Annotated in this window: 23 protein-coding genes; 18 read left to right on the forward strand and 5 right to left on the reverse strand. The window is 36.9% G+C overall.

Annotated features, from left to right (window positions below):
- Positions 1-45 precede the first annotated feature (45 nt).
- The 3 genes from J3U71_RS02655 to J3U71_RS02665 form a co-directional block, all read right to left on the reverse strand.
- On the reverse strand, positions 46-510 hold the full coding sequence (locus J3U71_RS02655; protein ID WP_267392518.1) for a PTS sugar transporter subunit IIA: 465 nt from the start codon (positions 508-510) through the stop codon (positions 46-48).
- Positions 470-1,954 (reverse strand): BglG family transcription antiterminator, encoded by a 1,485-nt coding sequence (locus J3U71_RS02660; RefSeq protein WP_267392517.1) that lies wholly within the window; start codon positions 1,952-1,954, stop codon positions 470-472. Before J3U71_RS02660 ends, J3U71_RS02655 begins: the two co-directional genes overlap by 41 nt.
- A gap of 221 nt (positions 1,955-2,175) precedes the next feature.
- Positions 2,176-2,832 (reverse strand): hypothetical protein, encoded by a 657-nt coding sequence (locus J3U71_RS02665; protein ID WP_267392516.1) that lies wholly within the window; start codon positions 2,830-2,832, stop codon positions 2,176-2,178.
- Between the two features lie 64 nt (positions 2,833-2,896).
- Here J3U71_RS02665 and yaaA point away from each other — a divergent pair, with 64 nt between their 5' ends.
- The 11 genes from yaaA (at position 2,897) to J3U71_RS02720 (ending at position 11,137) form a co-directional block, all read left to right on the forward strand.
- Positions 2,897-3,664, forward strand: coding sequence for a peroxide stress protein YaaA (gene yaaA / locus J3U71_RS02670; protein WP_267392515.1), 768 nt, complete (start codon positions 2,897-2,899; stop codon positions 3,662-3,664).
- Positions 3,665-3,713: 49 nt separating this feature from the next.
- Positions 3,714-4,316 carry a histidine phosphatase family protein gene (locus tag J3U71_RS02675; protein ID WP_267392514.1) on the forward strand — a complete coding sequence of 201 codons (603 nt, stop codon included), beginning with the start codon at positions 3,714-3,716 and terminating at the stop codon, positions 4,314-4,316.
- A 161-nt stretch (positions 4,317-4,477) separates the two neighbouring features.
- A complete protein-coding gene (locus J3U71_RS02680; protein WP_220220637.1) occupies positions 4,478-4,999 on the forward strand; it encodes a TetR/AcrR family transcriptional regulator in 522 nt (173 codons plus the stop codon).
- The gene (locus J3U71_RS02685; protein WP_267392513.1) at positions 4,999-6,060 is read left to right on the forward strand and encodes an FtsX-like permease family protein; all 1,062 of its coding nucleotides are present in this window, start codon (positions 4,999-5,001) and stop codon (positions 6,058-6,060) included. The genes J3U71_RS02680 and J3U71_RS02685 overlap by 1 nt, the downstream gene beginning before the upstream one ends.
- A 1-nt stretch (position 6,061) precedes the next feature.
- A complete protein-coding gene (locus J3U71_RS02690) occupies positions 6,062-6,736 on the forward strand; it encodes an ABC transporter ATP-binding protein (protein ID WP_220269059.1) in 675 nt (224 codons plus the stop codon).
- A gap of 481 nt (positions 6,737-7,217) precedes the next feature.
- On the forward strand, positions 7,218-7,433 hold the full coding sequence (locus J3U71_RS02695; protein WP_220269661.1) for a hypothetical protein: 216 nt from the start codon (positions 7,218-7,220) through the stop codon (positions 7,431-7,433).
- A gap of 84 nt (positions 7,434-7,517) precedes the next feature.
- On the forward strand, positions 7,518-8,129 hold the full coding sequence (locus J3U71_RS02700) for a TetR/AcrR family transcriptional regulator (protein WP_220269060.1): 612 nt from the start codon (positions 7,518-7,520) through the stop codon (positions 8,127-8,129).
- A gap of 89 nt (positions 8,130-8,218) precedes the next feature.
- On the forward strand, positions 8,219-8,758 hold the full coding sequence (locus tag J3U71_RS02705; RefSeq protein ID WP_220269061.1) for an NADPH-dependent FMN reductase: 540 nt from the start codon (positions 8,219-8,221) through the stop codon (positions 8,756-8,758).
- Positions 8,759-8,769: 11 nt separating this feature from the next.
- Positions 8,770-9,318 carry an NADPH-dependent FMN reductase gene (locus tag J3U71_RS02710; RefSeq protein ID WP_267392512.1) on the forward strand — a complete coding sequence of 183 codons (549 nt, stop codon included), beginning with the start codon at positions 8,770-8,772 and terminating at the stop codon, positions 9,316-9,318.
- 84 nt (positions 9,319-9,402) lie between these two features.
- Positions 9,403-10,194, forward strand: coding sequence for a tyrosine-protein phosphatase (locus J3U71_RS02715; protein ID WP_267392511.1), 792 nt, complete (start codon positions 9,403-9,405; stop codon positions 10,192-10,194).
- Between the two features lie 13 nt (positions 10,195-10,207).
- Complete coding sequence (locus tag J3U71_RS02720; RefSeq protein WP_103752864.1) at positions 10,208-11,137, forward strand: FAD:protein FMN transferase; 930 nt, start codon at positions 10,208-10,210, stop codon at positions 11,135-11,137.
- A gap of 87 nt (positions 11,138-11,224) precedes the next feature.
- Here J3U71_RS02720 and J3U71_RS02725 read toward each other — a convergent pair whose 3' ends face one another.
- Together J3U71_RS02725 and J3U71_RS02730 are read right to left on the reverse strand one after the other, a co-directional pair.
- On the reverse strand, positions 11,225-12,229 hold the full coding sequence (locus tag J3U71_RS02725; protein ID WP_220269063.1) for a C39 family peptidase: 1,005 nt from the start codon (positions 12,227-12,229) through the stop codon (positions 11,225-11,227).
- Between the two features lie 190 nt (positions 12,230-12,419).
- On the reverse strand, positions 12,420-12,956 hold the full coding sequence (locus tag J3U71_RS02730) for a CvpA family protein (protein WP_220269064.1): 537 nt from the start codon (positions 12,954-12,956) through the stop codon (positions 12,420-12,422).
- A 157-nt stretch (positions 12,957-13,113) separates the two neighbouring features.
- Between J3U71_RS02730 and rsmG the strand changes: the two genes are divergently transcribed.
- The 7 genes from rsmG to J3U71_RS02765 are packed head-to-tail and all read left to right on the forward strand — an operon-like array spanning position 13,114 to position 18,540.
- Complete coding sequence (gene rsmG / locus J3U71_RS02735) at positions 13,114-13,836, forward strand: 16S rRNA (guanine(527)-N(7))-methyltransferase RsmG (protein ID WP_267392510.1); 723 nt, start codon at positions 13,114-13,116, stop codon at positions 13,834-13,836.
- A 16-nt stretch (positions 13,837-13,852) separates the two neighbouring features.
- Complete coding sequence (noc, locus tag J3U71_RS02740; protein WP_267392509.1) at positions 13,853-14,695, forward strand: nucleoid occlusion protein; 843 nt, start codon at positions 13,853-13,855, stop codon at positions 14,693-14,695.
- A gap of 16 nt (positions 14,696-14,711) precedes the next feature.
- Positions 14,712-15,491 (forward strand): ParA family protein, encoded by a 780-nt coding sequence (locus J3U71_RS02745; RefSeq protein WP_220269662.1) that lies wholly within the window; start codon positions 14,712-14,714, stop codon positions 15,489-15,491.
- Complete coding sequence (locus tag J3U71_RS02750; protein ID WP_267392508.1) at positions 15,469-16,356, forward strand: ParB/RepB/Spo0J family partition protein; 888 nt, start codon at positions 15,469-15,471, stop codon at positions 16,354-16,356. The genes J3U71_RS02745 and J3U71_RS02750 overlap by 23 nt, the downstream gene beginning before the upstream one ends.
- Entirely contained in the window at positions 16,349-16,624 is a 276-nt protein-coding gene (locus tag J3U71_RS02755) for a DUF951 domain-containing protein (RefSeq protein WP_220269068.1), read from the forward strand. Before J3U71_RS02750 ends, J3U71_RS02755 begins: the two co-directional genes overlap by 8 nt.
- 23 nt (positions 16,625-16,647) lie before the next feature.
- Entirely contained in the window at positions 16,648-17,748 is a 1,101-nt protein-coding gene (gene ychF / locus J3U71_RS02760) for a redox-regulated ATPase YchF (RefSeq protein ID WP_220269069.1), read from the forward strand.
- Positions 17,749-17,757: 9 nt separating this feature from the next.
- The gene (locus tag J3U71_RS02765; RefSeq protein ID WP_267392507.1) at positions 17,758-18,540 is read left to right on the forward strand and encodes a DUF1129 family protein; all 783 of its coding nucleotides are present in this window, start codon (positions 17,758-17,760) and stop codon (positions 18,538-18,540) included.
- Positions 18,541-18,631: the final 91 nt, after the last annotated feature.

The raw sequence follows: 18,631 nt of genomic DNA on the forward strand, positions 1-18,631 counted from the left end.
AATAAAATATTATACTGAAAAACAAACTATTTTACGGTCCACTTTTCATAATTTCTCCTTTACTTCTTTTGCACTATTGCATTTGCTTATTTCAGAAACAAACTTATCGTCAGCAAATTTCTTAAAAATATTTGTCATTCTTTTAATCGATGCATTGTCTTTTGTCATATTCTTACTAATTAATAAGATCAAACAGGTGTTAACCATTGTTTTGTCAATACATTGCCAATCCTTAATATTGTTTTTCAGTTTGCAAACAATCAATTTTGGTTCTATTGGATAATCTAAAATTATGTGCGGAAATGCCAATCCACAGTAAAAAGCGGTATTTTTTAATTCTTCCCTGCCTTTTATGCTTTGTAAAATATCTTTTTTGTCTATTTCAGTCATTTTCGAAATTTTTTGTGCAATCCTCTTGAAAAAGTTTTCTTTGTTAACTGCGTCTTGAATATCAATTGTTAAAAATAGACTATCTTTTGTTCTGAATAGATCGGACTGCTTGTTTGACATTTTGTTCATCTTCTTTTGTTAAAAAAGCACTTACTAACTCAACCGGAATATTTTCTTTCACCTTCAAAGGCACGGTGCTAAGTAATAAATCAATATTTTTATGTTTTTGTATAATATCTTCAATTTCCAAATTAGACCCTAATCCTACGACTTTTAAATTTGGCATTAGTTTTTTTATCTTTGCCGAAATTATTTCGGAAGTACCTATCCCTGTTGTGCAGATTATATAAACGTTTACTTTTTTGTCCTCTTTGGGTTTTACTTCAAGATATTTAACAAAATAAAGACAAATATAACCTGTCTCACTATCAGAAATGTGCGGTAAGTTGAATTTAGTTTCTATTTGATTTGATGCTGTTCTTGTCGCATTGTAAATTTCCGCATATTCAAGTTTAATATCGTTTAAAAGAGCATTCGGCAAACTAACTTTCATTTTCAGGCGACTAATCATTGAGAAAATATGATTTCTAATGTCTTTTTCAATGTTTTTGTTGAATTTTGTTTGAAGAATGCTAGAAACCAATTCAATGTAAACTTTGGAAACTTTATCAGTTAACTCTTGATTATTCAGTAAAATGCCACTTTTACTTTTACTAAAGCGAGATGAAATTAGATATTCGAATAAGTAATATGTTTCAACCACTAAGGCATTTGGCTTGACGTTTAAATAACGTTCAATATTAGAGATTATTTGCTTACAAACTGCAAATATGTGAGGATTAGCGTTTGTCTCACTTTCAATACCTGATTTTGCTTCAACGGTATAATCAACGGACCTGAAAGTTCTTGCTCTACTTAATAAAATATAAATATGCGTAAAAAAGTTAATATTATAGGGATAAGGCAAATTATTATTTAAGGCCTTCATAGCTACCTTTACCTGTTTTAAAGCAAAATCAAAATCTTGATTATCAAGATCACCAATACTTCCTCTTAAGTTGCTGATATCGGTCGTGTGATTAACTTGTAAAATCTCTTCGATAATCGCATTTCTAATGTCTTTTTCTTCTCCTTTAATGCTTAATAAGCGTTTTTTTCTTTCTAAAGTTAAATTCCATTTTTTTAATATAGTAGAGATGCATTTTTCGTCGTTCTGAATTACTGACTCACTTACAAATAAGCTGTTGGTCAAATTTGAAATGCAAATTGACCTAGGAGCTGCCAAAAGTAATTTTGTTAGTATACTTTTCTGTCTAACATTGGCTGCGGAATAATCATTTGAACCAGTATTTTCATATTTCAAATAATTCCTGTAAACCAACTTAAATCCTTGACTTCTTTTTGAAACAATAATGTCTTCTGGAAAAGATTCATTTAACTGATTAATTCGTCTAATTATAGTTTTACGAGAAACATTTAATTGATGAGAAATCATAGCTGAAGAATTGAAACCATGATGTACTTTCAAATAATCAATTATGGGCTGATTCAAATCTCTAACCATTTCTTTTATCCTCCCGACAATTTTATTATACCTATTGATGTAAGCGCTACATAACAGTGTTTTGTCTCCAATTGGATTTAAAAAGGGACAAATGATCTGAAACAAAAATAGTCTGGGAAAAACTATTCTTCTGGGCTATCAAAAAAACGTTGAACTTGCATGTTCAACGTTTTTTCTACTTTTATGTTCAAAGAGCTAGTTTTTTCTCAGTCTTTTTCTATTTAAAATTTAGTTTCTTTGATATCGTCTTCTGGGCGATGTTCTTGAATACGAATAATTTGCCAAGGCAAATTGCTGCTAGTAATTTCTGTTAGGTCAATGGTCAACGCGTTATCTTGGAACGTGAATGCAGGTTCACACCGATTTTCAATCATTTCAACGCGATTAGGTGCCACTGTTAGACCAGACACAATCACTTGCTTTGGCAAAGGCTTGTTGACAAAAACGTATTTTTGATAATGTAAATGACGATTTTGGAGAACAAAGCCTGAATCTGCGGTAAGATTGCATGGCTGGCTATCATTAAACGCGTGGCCAAAAATATGCATCCAGTTATTAACCGTGGTGAGTGCCTCTTTTGTTGCAGAACTAATTGCATTTTTTTCAGCAACCTCGACATTAATAAAAGAGCTTTGCCCAATTTTGCGGTTAGCAACAAGTTTGTCGATGACATCGTCACTTGTTGTATCAATGCCATCACGACCATCAACGAGCGCAACCGTGTACTTAGCACAAGCAAGTTTAATTTCATCCTGCAGCTGATTAGTGGCAACTGCCCGTGCACCGATATCGCGCGCTGTTTTAACTAAAAAATCGGCGTCTACATCTTTCGTGCTTTTTAGTTTAAAATTTAAGATGATTGCAAAATCAGGATTCATTAATTCTCTCTCCTCAAAACATATTACTAAATAAGTTTAACCCAAAAGGTGGTAAATACGAAAGATGAAAATTATTATCTCACCAGCAATGAAGATGAAAGTCGACCGTGATTCATTTCCGGCTCGTTCACACCCTCAGTTTCTTAAACAGGCAAAAGAACTGGCGGCTTTTTTGCAGCAATGTAGTTTTACGCAGTTACAAGCAATCTGGCAGTCAAGCGAGCGGACGACTAAAGAAGGACAAGAGCAAATCAAGCAGCTTAACCTAGCTAAAACGGACAACTTAACACCAGCAATTATTTCTTATTTTGGGATTCAGTATCAATATATGGCACCTGACTTATTTTCAGCGCAAGCACTTGATTATGTCCAAGAAAATGTGCGCATCTTATCTGGCTTATACGGTGTTTTACGGCCATTTGACGGTGTCTGGCCTTACCGCTTAGAAATGAAGAACAAGGCGACTGGTTTTACCGAACCAAATTTGTACCACTATTGGGGTGAAAAACTAGCAGATAATCTTTTTGGTGAGGATCATATTTTGATTAATTTGGCCTCTAAGGAATATTCTAAAAATATCGCGCCTTATGTAACAAAAACGCGGCGAATGATTACTATCGACTTTCAAGAATTCGTCAAGGGTAAGTGGAAAACCGTTGGGGTTCATGCCAAGATGGCCCGAGGAGAAATGGTTCGTTTTGCTGCAGAACACCAATTAACTAAGCCAGAGGAATTACAGAAATTTAATGATTTTGGTTTTCAATATATTGCCCAAGAAAGCACCACAGATAATTATGTCTTTCGAACTGAGTTTGATTTCAATCGGCGATAGTAAATTACTTATTGGGATAGCATAGACAACGTAAGAAATGAGGTTAATCATGGAAATAGTTTTTGTACGTCACGGCCAGACCGATTTAAATAAAACAAGAAAAATTCAGGGAGCACTTTTTGATCATGATCTTGATCACGAAGGACGCGCTTACGCCGAAAAGGCGGCCGCTAATTTTGATCCTTCAAGCTTCGATCTTGTTTTTTCTAGTCCGATGAAAAGGGCAGTCACAACGGCAAAAATTTTTACTAAAGGCCAAAAAGAAATCAGATTAGATAAAAGATTAATGGAGTTTAATTTTGGTGAATGGGATGGCCAATATTTAACTGAATTGGGTAAAAAATATCCCGATGCTATTGACCCATGGGGTAAAGCAGCCGCTAATTATGTTAAATATGCACCAAGTGGCGAAACTTTTGCTGAATTAAACGAGCGCTGTGGTGATTTTTTAGCTGATTTACACCAAAATTACCCGGATAAAAAGATTCTGGTTGTGTGCCATGGTACTTTGATCAGAATGATGTTCGCTCATTGCTTTACTGATGGTGATATTAATGCCTTTGAAACAATGGCTAACTGCGCTCTAGCCAAGATTTCAGTACGTGAGAATATTTTCCGGACTAATTATTATAATCGCGTATTAGTTCTATAATTCAGCTAAAAGCCGCAAAGTCGCGGCTTTTTTATTTGTTTATGGCAATAATTAGGCTGCATGTTTTTGCAAAAGTTCATTTACTTGACGATTAGGTTTAGTAAATGTATTCTGTTATCAAAGTGACACGGTGTCACTTTTTGCAAAAAAGAGGTGTGCTCATGGTTAAGACTACTTTTATTAATTTACCGCAAGAGAAGAAGGAGCGGATTGAGCAGGCGCTCCTTCATGAATTCAGCAATCATTCGCTTCCCAAGGCACAGGTTGCGCGAATTGTGAAGGAAGCAGACATTGCTCGTGGTGCTTTTTACAAATATTTTGCTGATTTAACTGATGCTTACCAATACATCTACCAGCGTGCGTTAAAGCAGATTCATGCTGAGATTAAGCTTTCAGAGCAGTACGATCCGCAAATGTTTTATCAAAGCGTTGTTACTTTTCTTGAGCAAACTTTGTGCAGTAAGTATGCCAAAATGGTTAAAATGCATGTGTTGTATAACGAAAGCTTAGTTAAGCAGCCATTCGCAAGCGAGAAATTAGTAAAACTTAGCGCGCAAAACTGGAGTGCAATGATGCTTAGCCATGCAGCAATTAGGGAAATTTTGGCAAACCCTACTTTAAAAAGTGCCATCCTTGCCCAGCTGCAAGCGGGCTTGTTACTGTTAAAAAAGGAGACTAAATAGTGTTTTTAGCAATTAAAGAAATCAAAAGGGAAAAATTGCGTTATGGCCTAATCATTTTGATGATTTTTCTAATCAGCTACTTGATTTTTGTTCTATCGTCCCTTGCTCTCGGTTTAGCAAGCGAGAACACACAGGCAATTGAATCATGGAATGCTAAGCAAGTAGTGCTAAATAAAAATGCTAATGTAAGCATGAGCCAATCTGTTTTAAACCAGGATGACTTAAAAAAGGCTAAGATTGGAAAAGACGAGGCGTTACTTGGGCAAACGCCCGTGGTGGTAAAAAGCAAACAGCGAAGCCAAGTTTCCGCTCAGTTCATTGGCGTTAAGAAAAGCCAGTTCATTTACCATGATCAGGAATTAATTGCTGGAAGAAAAGCGCGCAAAGCTCATGAAGTAGTTGTTGATCAGGCTTTTAAAGTTAAGGGCTACAAAATTGGCGATCAATTAGAACTCAACGGAATGAAGCAAAAGTATAAGATTGTGGGCTTTGTTCAAAACGCCAAGATTAACATTGCTCCGATTATCTACGGAACACTCGCCAGTTGGAAAACCTTACGGCAGGGAATGCCAAATATGCGTGCTTCAGCAATTATTTCCCGCAATGCCAACTACCGCTATAACGATGGCAACAGCAAGACATATCCGATCAAACAATTTATTAATAAATTGCCAGGGTATACAGCACAAAATATGACTTTTCAATTAATGATTGGATTTTTGTTTATTATTTCACTAATTATTATTGCGGTCTTTTTATACATCTTAACTATGCAAAAAATGCATAATTTTGCTGTTATGCGCGCACAAGGAATTCCTAGTGGAACCTTGGTTTGGTCAACGGTTAGTCAGGCTATTATTCTCGTGGGAATCGGAGTAATTATCGGCTTGCTAGCAATGCTGTTAACGGCTAAAGTTTTACCAGCGGCAGTTCCAATGAGTTTTACGCCAACTATTATGCTCAGCGGCACTTTAGGCATGCTTTTAACAGGCATTATTGGCAGCTTAATTCCAATCAGATCAATCTTAAAAGTAGATCCAGCAAAAGCAATAGGTGAATAAGATGACAGTCATTGAATTACAAAATGTCCAAAAGATTTACGGCAAGGGCGCTGCACAAGTTCAGGCCCTAAAAGATATTAATTTCAAGGCCAATGAAGGTGAAGTTGTTTTGATCATGGGACCTTCTGGGGCTGGGAAAAGTACTTTTCTAACTATTGCAGGTTCACTGCAAAAGCCAACAACTGGCAAGGTTTTTATTAGTGGCAAGGATATTGCTAATATTACGACTAAGCAGAGTAACTCTTTGCGCTTAAACCAGATTGGCTTTGTTCTGCAAGCTTATAACTTGGTTCCTTTTTTGACCATTCAAGAACAGTTCGAACTGGTCGATCACGTTAAAAAGCAGGGCAACATTACAAAAGAAACGCTACAGCAATTGCTTGATAAACTTGGGATTACCAGCCTAGTAAGTAAATATCCAGGTGAATTATCGGGTGGTCAGCAGCAGCGAGCAGCAATTGCCCGTGCATTGTATGCTAACCCGCAAATCTTACTAGCAGATGAACCAACGGCATCACTTGACAGCGCGAAAGTTGATGAAGTTGGGCAATTATTTAAGGATTTGGCTAAAAGCTATCATAAGGCAGTAATCCTGGTTACCCATGACCCGCGTCTAGAAAAATATGCAGACCATATCTATGAGATGATGGATGGCGAAATGACAAAAAAACAGTAGTTCTTAAATTAATTTATTGCTATAAATATTATGGTAAATTATTATTGGATACGTAATTTTTACAAAAAATAAAATTACGTATTTTTTATTTTTAATTAATTAAGTTTAAGGAATAGTATTGATTTTAATAACGCAAATAATTATTTATAGTTGGTATGAGTTACTATTTTAAATGTAAAAAGAACACATTGTTCTTGACAAAACTGTTTTAAATTTACTATTCTAATTAATAGATAGTTAATTGTTATTTTATAAAACCATATATTCATTAATTTTAGATAAACTAAAAAATCTAATTTACATTTAAAATAAATTAGTAATATCTAACAAAACTTGTTTTTATCAAAAATAACAAAAATTATTTATAACTATAAATATGTTTATTGTATTGTAGTACCAATAGCTTAATAGCCGGTGCTTTTCAACCTATAGTGGTTGGATCTAAAATAGTACTTATTAATTTTATAATTGAGGTATCATGATGAAAGAAATACCAGAAGATAAAGAAATTGAAATATCAACGGATTATGAAAATCAAAGTATTAATATGCGTTTTTCTGATAATTTAACAGATGATCGCGAGCGGGGCTACATCTTGTCTGCTGCTTTTTTTTCCTTCTGTGCATCACAGGGATTGAGTAAAGATGAAATTACGGATATGGTTTCAACATATTATGATGAATTTTTAGATAATTAATAGTTACTGATTGCTAATATTGCTTTTTACAAATTGGATAATTGCAATTAGAAGAATACTGAAATTGACTAAGGAAGACCAATAATGGCGAGAAAAAAAGAAATTGGAAGAAGTAAAATCTTAAATATTGCCTATCGGATGGTTGTTAAAGATGGCATTGAAAGTCTCACTGCGCGTAATATTGCCAAAGCGGGTCATTTTTCAACGCAGCCTTTATATCTTGAGTTTAATAGCATGGACGAGCTACGGACAGAGGTTCTGCGTAAGATTGCGGAAAATTTGAAAAGCAATATCTTACAAAAACAATATACTGGTCAACCCATGATTGACATGGATTTATCATATATCGATTTTGCTAAAGAGCATGAAAATCTATTTCGGGCAATGTTTGTTGATGGGAAGTTCGGTAGTAAAATAATTTCTGATACCTTAATAGATCTCGGAGTTACAAAATTTAAGGAACAATTTAGGGATACGAAACATCCAGACAAGAAAATTATGAATATCGTTATTGCCAATTGGATTACCACAATCGGTATTGCTTCGTTGCTTGTCAACGGAATTGCTAACTTTTCACAAACGCAGATTATTAACGTTTTGTCTGCTCAAATTAATGATGCAATTTTAAATGATTGGTTAAGTGAGTCTAGCACGGTTTCTCTTTTTGAAACTGATGATAAGGACAATAAAAAATAAGCTTCTATTTACGAGAATCGTGTTTTAAGCTAGAAAAATATAGATATGATATAATTGCTAAAGAAATTAGTTTCTGAAAGGTGGTTTTTATGAAAATCCTTGCATTATCTGGCTCAAATGCCAATAATTCGTTTAATGAGGCATTGCTTAAATTCATTGCTAAGCAATTTGCTGACAAATATGACTTTAAACTAGCAACAGTTAAGGGATTGCCAATGTTTAAAGAGGGTGAAGACGCTCCTGAGTCTGTCCAAACCTTGAGTAAAGAAATTGAGGATGCTGATTTAGTATTGATCGGTTCTCCAGAACAACAACACTCAGTAACTAGTGCTTTAAGTAGTGCCTTAGAATGGCTTTCATGCACTTCTCACCCGTTTAAGGGCAAGCCAGTTGCAGTTGTTTCGACTTCACCAATGCCTCAGGGTGGTTCTCGTTCACAAAGTCGTTTAAAGAGTCTTTTAACTGCACCAGGTTTTAGTGCAAAAATCTTTAATGGCGATGAATTTATGATGGGAACTGCACCGAAGCAATTTGATGAAAATGGTGACTTAACTGATAAGTCTTCTGTTGAATTCTTAGGTCACTTCTTCGATGAAGTTGATGATTGGTACGCACAAGTTACTAAGTAGGAGGGCCAAGAATGAAAATTTTAGCAATTGTTGGTACAAATGCCGCTTTCTCATACAATCGCTTTTTAGCACAATTTATTGCAAAGCGTTACGGTGATAAGGCAGATATTGAAGTAAAAGAAATCGATAAATTGACACCTTTCTGCAGAACAGAAATGGCTGATGATTCAATTAAAGCTTGGATCGAAGATATTAAGAGTGCTGATGGCATCGTTATTACTACACCAGAATATGATCACACAATTCCAGCTGCATTAAAGAGTAGTCTTGAATGGTTGGGTTCACATGCTGGTCCTAACGTAATGAAGATGAAACCTGTTGCAGTGGCAGGTACTTCATACGGTAGCCAAGGTACTGGTCGTGCCCAAGAAGATATTCGTGAAATCTTACTTTCACCTGATATGAGTGCTAATGTTTTGCCAGGTAACGAAGTTTTAATTGGTCAGGCCCCAAGCAAGTTTGACCAGGAAACTGGTGAATTGACTGACGACGCAACCATCAAGCAACTAGATGGTATGATGGACAACTTCTTCAAGTTCGTTGAACAAGCTAATAAATAATCTTTTGCTAGTTTGACTAGCAGAGAGTAAAATAACCGGATAGGATTAACTATCCGGTTATTTTTGGTTAGAAGGGAAATTCTTATGTCTGATCCAGTAGTTTTACCAATCAAATCTGTGCGCAATCCACGTGATATCGGTGGGTATACGGGTCTTTTGGGACGTAAAGTAAAAAAGCACCGCTTACTGAGAACTGGTAATATGAGTAAGATTGTACCCAGTGACGAACAGTTTTTAGTGGACTACGGCTTAAAGCAGATTATTGATTTACGTTCACCGGCTGAATGCAAGCAAAACCCTGACCAAGCAATTGCTGGAGTAAAACATTATAGTTGCCCACTTTCAGTTGAAGACAATACTGGTGGAAACGGTCTTGATATGCAAAAGGAGTTCGCAGAATATCGACGTGATCAGTATGCGGGCTTTCGGATGATGTGTCGGCGTTATCATAATCATATTTTGACTGAAACTGCACAGCATAGTTTTCACCATATTATTGAACTAATTGCACAAGAAGATGATGGTGCAACGCTTTATCATTGTTCCGAAGGCAAGGATCGTACCGGCTTAGTTACCGTGATCTTGTTATACATTTTGGGCGTTGATCTGGAAGTAATCAGGCAGGACTACCTGTATTCAAATTATCTGCTAAATGATTACCGGGCAAGCCGTGATCGGCAATTTAAAAAGGCGGGTGAAAATGACCGCTTTCGCGCCAATATGCGTGTATTGGGTTCAGTTGCCAATGCCTTTTTTGACACTAGTTTAATTACTGTTAATGAAAATTATGGCAGTCTTGATTCTTATATTGTTAATGAACTTGCAATTGATCAGAATCTGCAAGAAACGATTAGAGAAAAGTATTTGGAGAAATAGGAAAAACACACAAATGATTGAAAATTTAGCTTTAGAACAAGCAGTTGGACAGCATCACGCTTTAGGAACAGCGATTACTCTACAAATTTTTGGTACAACAGATGATACATTAATTAACGAGTCATTTGATTTAATTGATCACTACGAAGACCTGTTAACGGTAAACCGTGAGTATTCTGAAGTAATGGATATTAATCATGCTGCTGGTAAAAAGCCGGTTCAGGTCTCTAGTGCGGTTTATGATTTGGTTAAGCTAGCCGTAGAACAAAGTCGGGAAAACTTTGGCTTTAACGCCCTAATTGGTCCATTAGTCAAACTTTGGGCGATTGGCTTTAAAGGCGCGCATGTACCAACTGATGAACAGATTAAAGCCAAAATGAAGTTAACGGATCCTTTCAGTGTTGACTTAGATGATGAAAATCAGACTGTTTTTCTACAAAAAGAAGGTATGGAACTTGACCTAGGCGGAATTGCCAAAGGCTGGATTGCCGATCGGATTCGTGATTTTTGGCGTGCTTATGGCGTACGCGCAGGAATTATTAATCTTGGTGGCAATATTTTACTAGTAGGCGATTCGCCTAAGCGAGCTAGTGGTCAATGGACTGTTGGTATTCAAGATCCTAAAAAGCCACGAGGTAAAAATATTTCTTCAGTCATGGTTTCCGCATGTTCTGCTGTTACTAGCGGGACTTATGAACGTTATTTAATTGTTGATGGTCATAAATACCATCACTTGATTGATCCACGAACTGGCTATCCAGTCGAAACGGATCTGGCCGGCGTGACAACATTTACTAAAAATTCGGTGCAAGCTGAAATTGAATGCAAGCGACTCTTTTTTGCGGGTCATCCAATTGCAAATTGGCATGATGATCCTGACCGCATTGGTGCAATTTTCGTTTATAACGATGAGCATGTTGAGTATGATAATTTTGAGCAATAAAAAGCGCTGATCCGTTTGTGACAAGCAGTAATTAAAAAAGCCGTAGCTAACTAGTAAGATTTAGCTACGACTTTTTTGTTGTTCAATTTATTTAATTGTAATTGCTTTATGACAAAACTCTTGTTGAATTGTCGCTTTCTTTAGCCAAGCTTTTGCGCCATGGTCATAGTTCATGTTCTTACCGCCAGTGCCAGCACCGTCATTGGCAGAATAATACAGAGGATCGTAGACAAGAAACTTCCCTTTGCGGTAGCCGACAATTACCTTGCAGTGATTGCGGTGATTATCCCCAGGTTTTTGGTAAGAAGAAAAGCCGTAATACAAGACAGGGCTGCCACCTTGAACATACATCTTGATATCGTTTAGGCTCAACTTTTTGCTTGAAATGTTGACTACCTTTTTTCCGGTCTTAAAAGTTCGTGCATATTTTGCTAGCGCGCCCGGGCTGATTACATACCCAAAGCCAACACCAGTATAAACATTACCTTTTTGGCCACCTTTAGTGGGTTGCATTGGCAGATGATTTTGAACTTTAGTTAAAAAGCTGGCAGTGATTTTTTGTCCTTGCGAGCCTAAAAGCATTGCCATTGAAGCGCCCGCACACCCCCAAGGCGTTTTTACCGGAACATATTGGCTAACATATGGAACCTTAACAACTTTGGCTTGATTGGGTTTAGCGACAGCATTTTTGTTAATATAACCAAATGCTTTTTTTCCTTTTTGATTGAGCCAATAATAGTGGTGTCCGTTATGAGTGAATGTTTTGTTAACATTAAAGGTTTGATGAAAATACTTTGAGCTAGACTTTTTATTAGTGAAGTTACCCTGGTAAATGCCGTAATTCTTTTTGACAATTGCGACTTTAAAAGTTTTAACTTTTTTAGTCTGTGAATCTGCAAGATTAGTTTCATTAATCGCGTTATTTGTACCGGGCTGCTTGGCCGCACCAATAGCAGGTTTAGCATCTTGTTTTGCTGGCGGATTTATTACGGCGCTGACAGTTGTCGTTAAATTATTGCAATAAATTGGTGTCGTCAGTATAGCGGCAGCAGAAATCGTCATGACTTTTTTTAAAATATTTTTTGATTCCACTTTATCCTCCGCATAAATAATTACTTAATTTTTTGTCCAAAAATAGTTTACTACAACAATTAATAAAATAGCTAATTAAATTTTTAAAGTATATATGATTTGTTAACAGCCAACTTTAGTAAACTAAACGCGATAAAAAAGCCCGAATCTGGTCAGATTCAGGCTTCGTAAATAGCGTTTCAAAGTTTGCTTATGCTGCTGTTCGACTAATACTAAAGATGTAGTTAAACATTCCGTTAGACAGACCTGGTGTACTGTAAATGATGAACCGTAAAAACGGTGAATCTAAGGTCTGCTGGATAAACCATTGATTTTGCAGAGCATTGAGCATTGATAAGATAATGTAAACAAAGAAATAACTGGCAAAAAAGGAAACAATTGCGCCTAATACGCTGTCTAGCAGTGAGCCAAAACTAGTTGAATGGGGATTTTTACTTGGAAACCAACTTTTGAAAACTTTAGTAACCATTTTACCGATAAAAAGAATGACGAAAAAGGCTAAAAAGCGAAAAATCATTAAATTAGCGCTGGGAGTCAGTGTAGTTTGAATGTTTTGACCGGTAATTTGACCATAAAGCCAATTACCGACGGGATTTTGAAATAAAATTGCTGCAATAAAGACGATTGCCGCAAATATTAAATTAATAATTAATTTGGTAAAACCTGTATGATAGCCCTTATATGCTTTCCAGGCTAAGTAGGCTAAAACAATTAAAGTAATAATCATGTTTATCTCCTTTGACGATATTATAGCTTATTTTGTTCATTTAGACTTTGACGACTGTCGAAAAATATTTCATAATTATAGAGATGTAATAGCTTTACAATAAGCCATTTTTAGCGTTAAATTTATAGGGTGTGAAACAAGGTTTCACGGGTGAAAAATGAATCCTGAACAATTTGTCCAAGAATTATCAAAGCGTAATTTTAAATTAAATGAAAAACAAATCAACCAATTTAACCAATATTTTACCAGCTTAATTGCGGCTAATCAGAAGGTCAATCTTACTCGGATAACTGAAGAAGATGATGTTTACCTAAAACATTTTTTTGATAGTCTTACGCCGTTATTTACTTTTTCTGAAGTCTTTAAGCCAGGTGATACGGTCTGTGATGTCGGTGCGGGTGCGGGTTTTCCGTCGATTCCGCTCAAGATTTTGCAACCAGAATTAAAGGTAACAATCGTTGATTCACTGGGGAAAAGGTTAACTTTTTTACAGGATTTAATTGAAAAATTGCAATTGCAAGATGTGACACTTGTTCATGGGCGTGCTGAGGATGTTGGTCAAAACAAACTTTATCGCGAACAATTCGATATTGTGACGGCTAGGGCAGTGGCTAATATGGCAGTTTTAAGCGAATATTGCCTGCCGCTAGTTAAAAAAAGTGGCTACTTTGTTGCACTTAAGGGGCCAAAAGCGGAAAAAGAACTGCAAGATGGCCAAAAGGCAATTAGTCTCTTAGGGGGCAATGTAATCCAGACCGAGGAACTCCAACTGCCAACTAGCAGTGAGGAACGGACACTGATTCTGGTCCAAAAGGTGAAAGCAACACCTAAAAAGTATCCACGGCAAGCGGGCACACCGCATCGTAAACCAATTCAATAAATAGGGGGACTCTTATATGTCATTATTTTCTTCTTTACGACATCGTGATGAAATTCCTAAAGATAAACAAATTCAAGATATTGAATTAACTAAAATCATTCCGAATTCTTATCAACCAAGGCGCGAGTTTTCCGATGAATCGATTCGTGAACTAGCTTCAACGTTAGACAAAGAAGGCTTGCTTCAACCAATTGTTGTTCGTGAACAAGGCGATAAATACGAAATTATTGCCGGTGAACGACGCTACCGGGCGGCGAAGCACTTAGGCTGGGATAAAATTCCAGCAATTGTTAACAATATGGATGAAGCACAAGCAGCTTCACTTGCGTTAATTGAGAACTTGCAGCGCGAAGATTTAAATCCAATTGACGAAGCGCAAGCATATAATAATTTAATGAAGTTAAATAACTTAACGCAGACTGCACTAGCACAAAATATTGGTAAGTCGCAGTCATATGTTGCCAATAAAATGCGGTTATTAAAATTATCGCCGAAAGTGCAAAGTTACCTTGCTAGCGGAGAAATTTCTCCTCGTCATGGCCGTTGTCTAGTTGGTTTAACGCAAAAAGATCAAGGTCGTGTGTTGGATGAAATTTTAGCAAATAACCTCAATGTCAGTGATACAGAAAAAATCGTTAAAGACGTTGACGGCTACTTTGAAGATAAGAAAACGCATGAACAGGATAAAGCGGAAAAGACCAAGCGTGCCGTTAACCGGATTCCTAAGGATTTAAAGGTACAGATCAACACGATTAAGCGTGCCGTTAAATTAGCCAAAGAATCAGGCATCAAGGTTAAGGTTAAAGAAAATAATAATCCTGATGATTATATGATCACGATTGAATTGAAGAGAAAGTAGGTTGAGCATGGAAAATATGGTAAGTGTAATTTCGGTTGCTAACCAAAAAGGCGGCGTTGGTAAGACAACGACAACGATTAATTTGGCGGCTTCGATTGCTGAACGTGGCTATCACGTTTTAATTGTTGATATTGATCCCCAAGGTAATGCTACTTCAGGCTTAGGAATTGAAAAGTCGGAAATCGATCAAGATATCTATAGTGTTTTGATTAATGATGTTCCTTTAAAAGACACGATTTTCCACACATCAACTGAAAAACTGGACTTAGTGCCTGCAACAATTAATTTATCTGGTGCAGAAACTGAATTAATCAGCATGATGGCCCGTGAAACTCGGCTTAAGGCAGCTCTTGACACGGTTAGTGAAAACTATGATTTTATCTTTATTGATTGTCCGCCATCTTTAGGACAGCTTTCAATTAATGCTTTTACAGCTTCCAACTCAATCTTGATTCCGGTGCAAAGTGAATACTATGCTATGGAAGGTTTGAGTCAGCTGCTGAATACTATTCGCTTAGTTCAAAAGCACTTTAATAAAGATCTTGGCGTTGAAGGCGTATTGATGACTATGCTTGATGCACGGACAAATTTGGGTGCGGAAGTTGTTAAAGAAGTGAAGTCTTACTTTACTAACAAAGTGTATAAAACAATTATTCCACGAATCACTAAGTTAGCTGAAGCTCCAAGTTACGGCGAAGCAATTACAGAATATGCCCCTAACTCGCGGGGTGCCAAGGTATACGATGATTTAGCTAAGGAGGTGTTAAAGAATCATGGAAAGAGACTCAAGAAGTAAAGAGACTAGAAGAAAAGGCGGCCTTGGGCGCGGAATTGAAGCTTTATTTGAAGATGAACCACAGATTGAAGAAACCGAGGAGGAAATTCAAGATATCGACCTGAGTGCTATTCGCCCGAATCCTTACCAGCCACGGAAAAACTTTGATGATAAGACACTAAAGGAATTATCAGATTCAATTAAAGAAAATGGCGTTTTTCAGCCAATTATCGTGCGCAAATCGGTTAATGGCTACGAAATTATTGCTGGTGAACGGCGTTTCCGCGCTTCAAAGATGGCTAAGAAAAAGACCGTGCCCGCAATTGTTCGTGACTTTACTGAAAGTCAGATGATGGAAGTTGCTGTCTTAGAAAACTTGCAACGTGAAGATTTAACACCGCTGGAAGAAGCTCAGGCATACGAAATGCTGCAAAAGAACTTGGGCTTAACTCAAGAAGAGGTTTCTAAAAGAATGGGTAAATCGCGACCGTACATCGCTAATTATCTCCGGTTACTAACTTTACCTAATAAAACTAAGCACCTCTTGCAACGCGGTGAACTGTCAATGGGACAGGCACGGACATTATTGGGGCTTAAGAACAAAGATAAAATTGATGAAGTAGCAAAGCAGGTCGTTAAAGAAGGGATGCCGGTTCGCAAGGTTGAAGCCCTAGTTGCTAACCTGAACGCGAAAAAGCATCGCAAGAAGACAGTCCAAAAGTCAGCCTTTATTCGTGAAAGTGAACATCAGTTGGCAGATAAGCTAGGTTCAAACGTTAATATTTCTGAAAGTAAGAAGGGAAGCGGTCGCTTGTCGATTGGCTTCTCATCGGTCGATGAATTAAACCGCATTTTAGATATTTTAGGTGTCGATCTTGATGAATAAGGAAATCACTTATAATTTAGCGGATACGGTTTTAATGAAAAAGCCACATGCATGCAAAACCAATGATTGGGAAATTTTGCGCTTAGGTGCTGATATTCGGCTAAAATGTATGGGGTGCGGACATATCGTCATGATGCCGCGAGCAAAATTTACGCATAACCTAAAGAAAGTTTTGCATAAGGCAAATGATCCGGTAAATACGAAAAAAGAACTATATGTGCTTAAAGAAGATATTGCTTTACCAGGTTTAAATCAAGATAATAACTAGTTTTAAAAAAGAAGAGGATAAGAATGTCATTAACTGCAGGTATTGTTGGCTTGCCAAATGTAGGTAAGTCTACTTTGTTTAACGCGATTACTAAAGCTGGCGCTGAAATGGCCAATTACCCGTTTGCTACAATTGAACCAAACGTGGGAATGGTTGAAGTACCAGATAAGCGTCTTGCTCGGATTCAAGAATTAATTCCGGCCAAGAAAATCGTCCATACCACTTTTGAATTTACCGATATTGCTGGCTTAGTTAAGGGGGCCTCTAAGGGTGAAGGCCTTGGTAACAAGTTTTTGGAAAATATTCGGCAAACTGACGCAATTATTCACGTGGTACGTGCTTTTGAAGACGATAATATTACCTCAGTAACCGGTAAAGTTGATCCTGAAGAAGATATCAATACTATTAATTTGGAACTGGCAATCGCTGACCTTGATGCTGTTAACCGGCGCATTGATAAGGTAAAGAAAATTGCCCAGCAAAATGATAAAGAAGCAAAAGCTGAATACAATGTTTTACAAAAAATCAAATCGGTCCTAGAGGAAGGCAAGGCCGTTCGGTCAATTGATTTTACTGAAGATGAACAGAAGATTGTTAAGGGCTTGTTTTTATTAACGGCTAAGCCGGTCATTTATGTAGCTAATATTGCGGAAGAATCAATGGCTGATCCCAAAAGTGATCAGTACTTCCAGATTGTTAAAAAGCATGCTGAAAGTGAAAAAGCTGAATGCCTCGGCATTTCTGCAGCAACCGAAGAAGAGATTGCTGGTCTCGATGACGATGAAAAAAGTGAATTTTTAGAAGCTGAAGGCGTTACTGAGTCAGGTCTTGACCGGTTAATCAGGGCAGCTTATCATATTTTAGGTCTAAGAACATTCTTTACGGCTGGCGGTCCGGAAACACGTGCTTGGACATTTCATGAAGGGATGAAAGCTCCACAAGTAGCTGGTGTTATTCACTCGGATTTTGAACGTGGATTCATTCGGGCTGAAGTTGTTTCCTATGATGACTTAGATAAATATGAAACAATGCAAAAGGTTAAAGAAGCTGGTAGATTACGTCTTGAAGGTAAAGACTACGAAGTTCAAGATGGTGACATTATTGAATTTAGATTTAATGTTTAGGAAGAAATAATGGCAGAAAAAAATAACGAAGAACAGTCAAAGATTGATAATTCTAAGCAAGAAAAGCTGAAGGAAAAAGTTGCAAGCCAAAACATGGAGGACGAAGTTAAGCAAACAGAGCCCGCACAATTGCGTGAGCAGCTTAGCAATAAAAACTCTGATTATGTTTACCGTTTGCAAAAAGAACTAGAAGCTCAAGGACCAATGAGTGAAGAAGAGGCGGTTAAACATGTAGACAATCTTCTGGCTGACTTGGTAATAGCTCAACGGCATGGGCAGCCGGCCAGTACGTTTTATGGCATGTCACCTAAGTTAAAGGCTGCCGACATGTTAAAGCCTAAGGTAAAAACTGCGGCTGATATTCCATTTTGGCAATATGCTGTTGATAGCGCTCTGTTATATATTGCTTTATTTGTCGGTCTTTTTGGTGTGATTGCTTTATTTACACCTAACTCAAAGAACAACTCACAAATGGGAATCTTAATTTTGGTCATTGTTGGTGCCGGCATGGGCATTTTTATGACGAAATATAATGACTGGGTTTTACCTGCAGGTGGTAAAAATAGGAAGATACCATGGTCAAAATTGATTTTGGGTATGTGTGCAATTGTACTAATTTTAATTGTTCTTATTTACCTATTGTCAATTCCAGCTCTGCGTGCGATTAATCCTGTCTTACCAGGTTTTGCTGATATCATTATTGCTGCCGCTACTTATGGCGTTCGTTGGTTGTTTAGACGCCATTACCAAATTATTGGTTCCGTTTTTAATCCGGCTTCAAAAAATAAATAAAGTGCTATTTAATATAAAAAGCGCTATACTAAGTTAACTATATGTTTTTAGGGATAAATAGATTTTAAAATCTATTTATCCTTTTAAAATT

The organism is Lactobacillus sp. B4015 (genome assembly GCF_026536055.1).
In the GTDB taxonomy this organism is placed as follows: domain Bacteria; phylum Bacillota; class Bacilli; order Lactobacillales; family Lactobacillaceae; genus Lactobacillus; species Lactobacillus panisapium.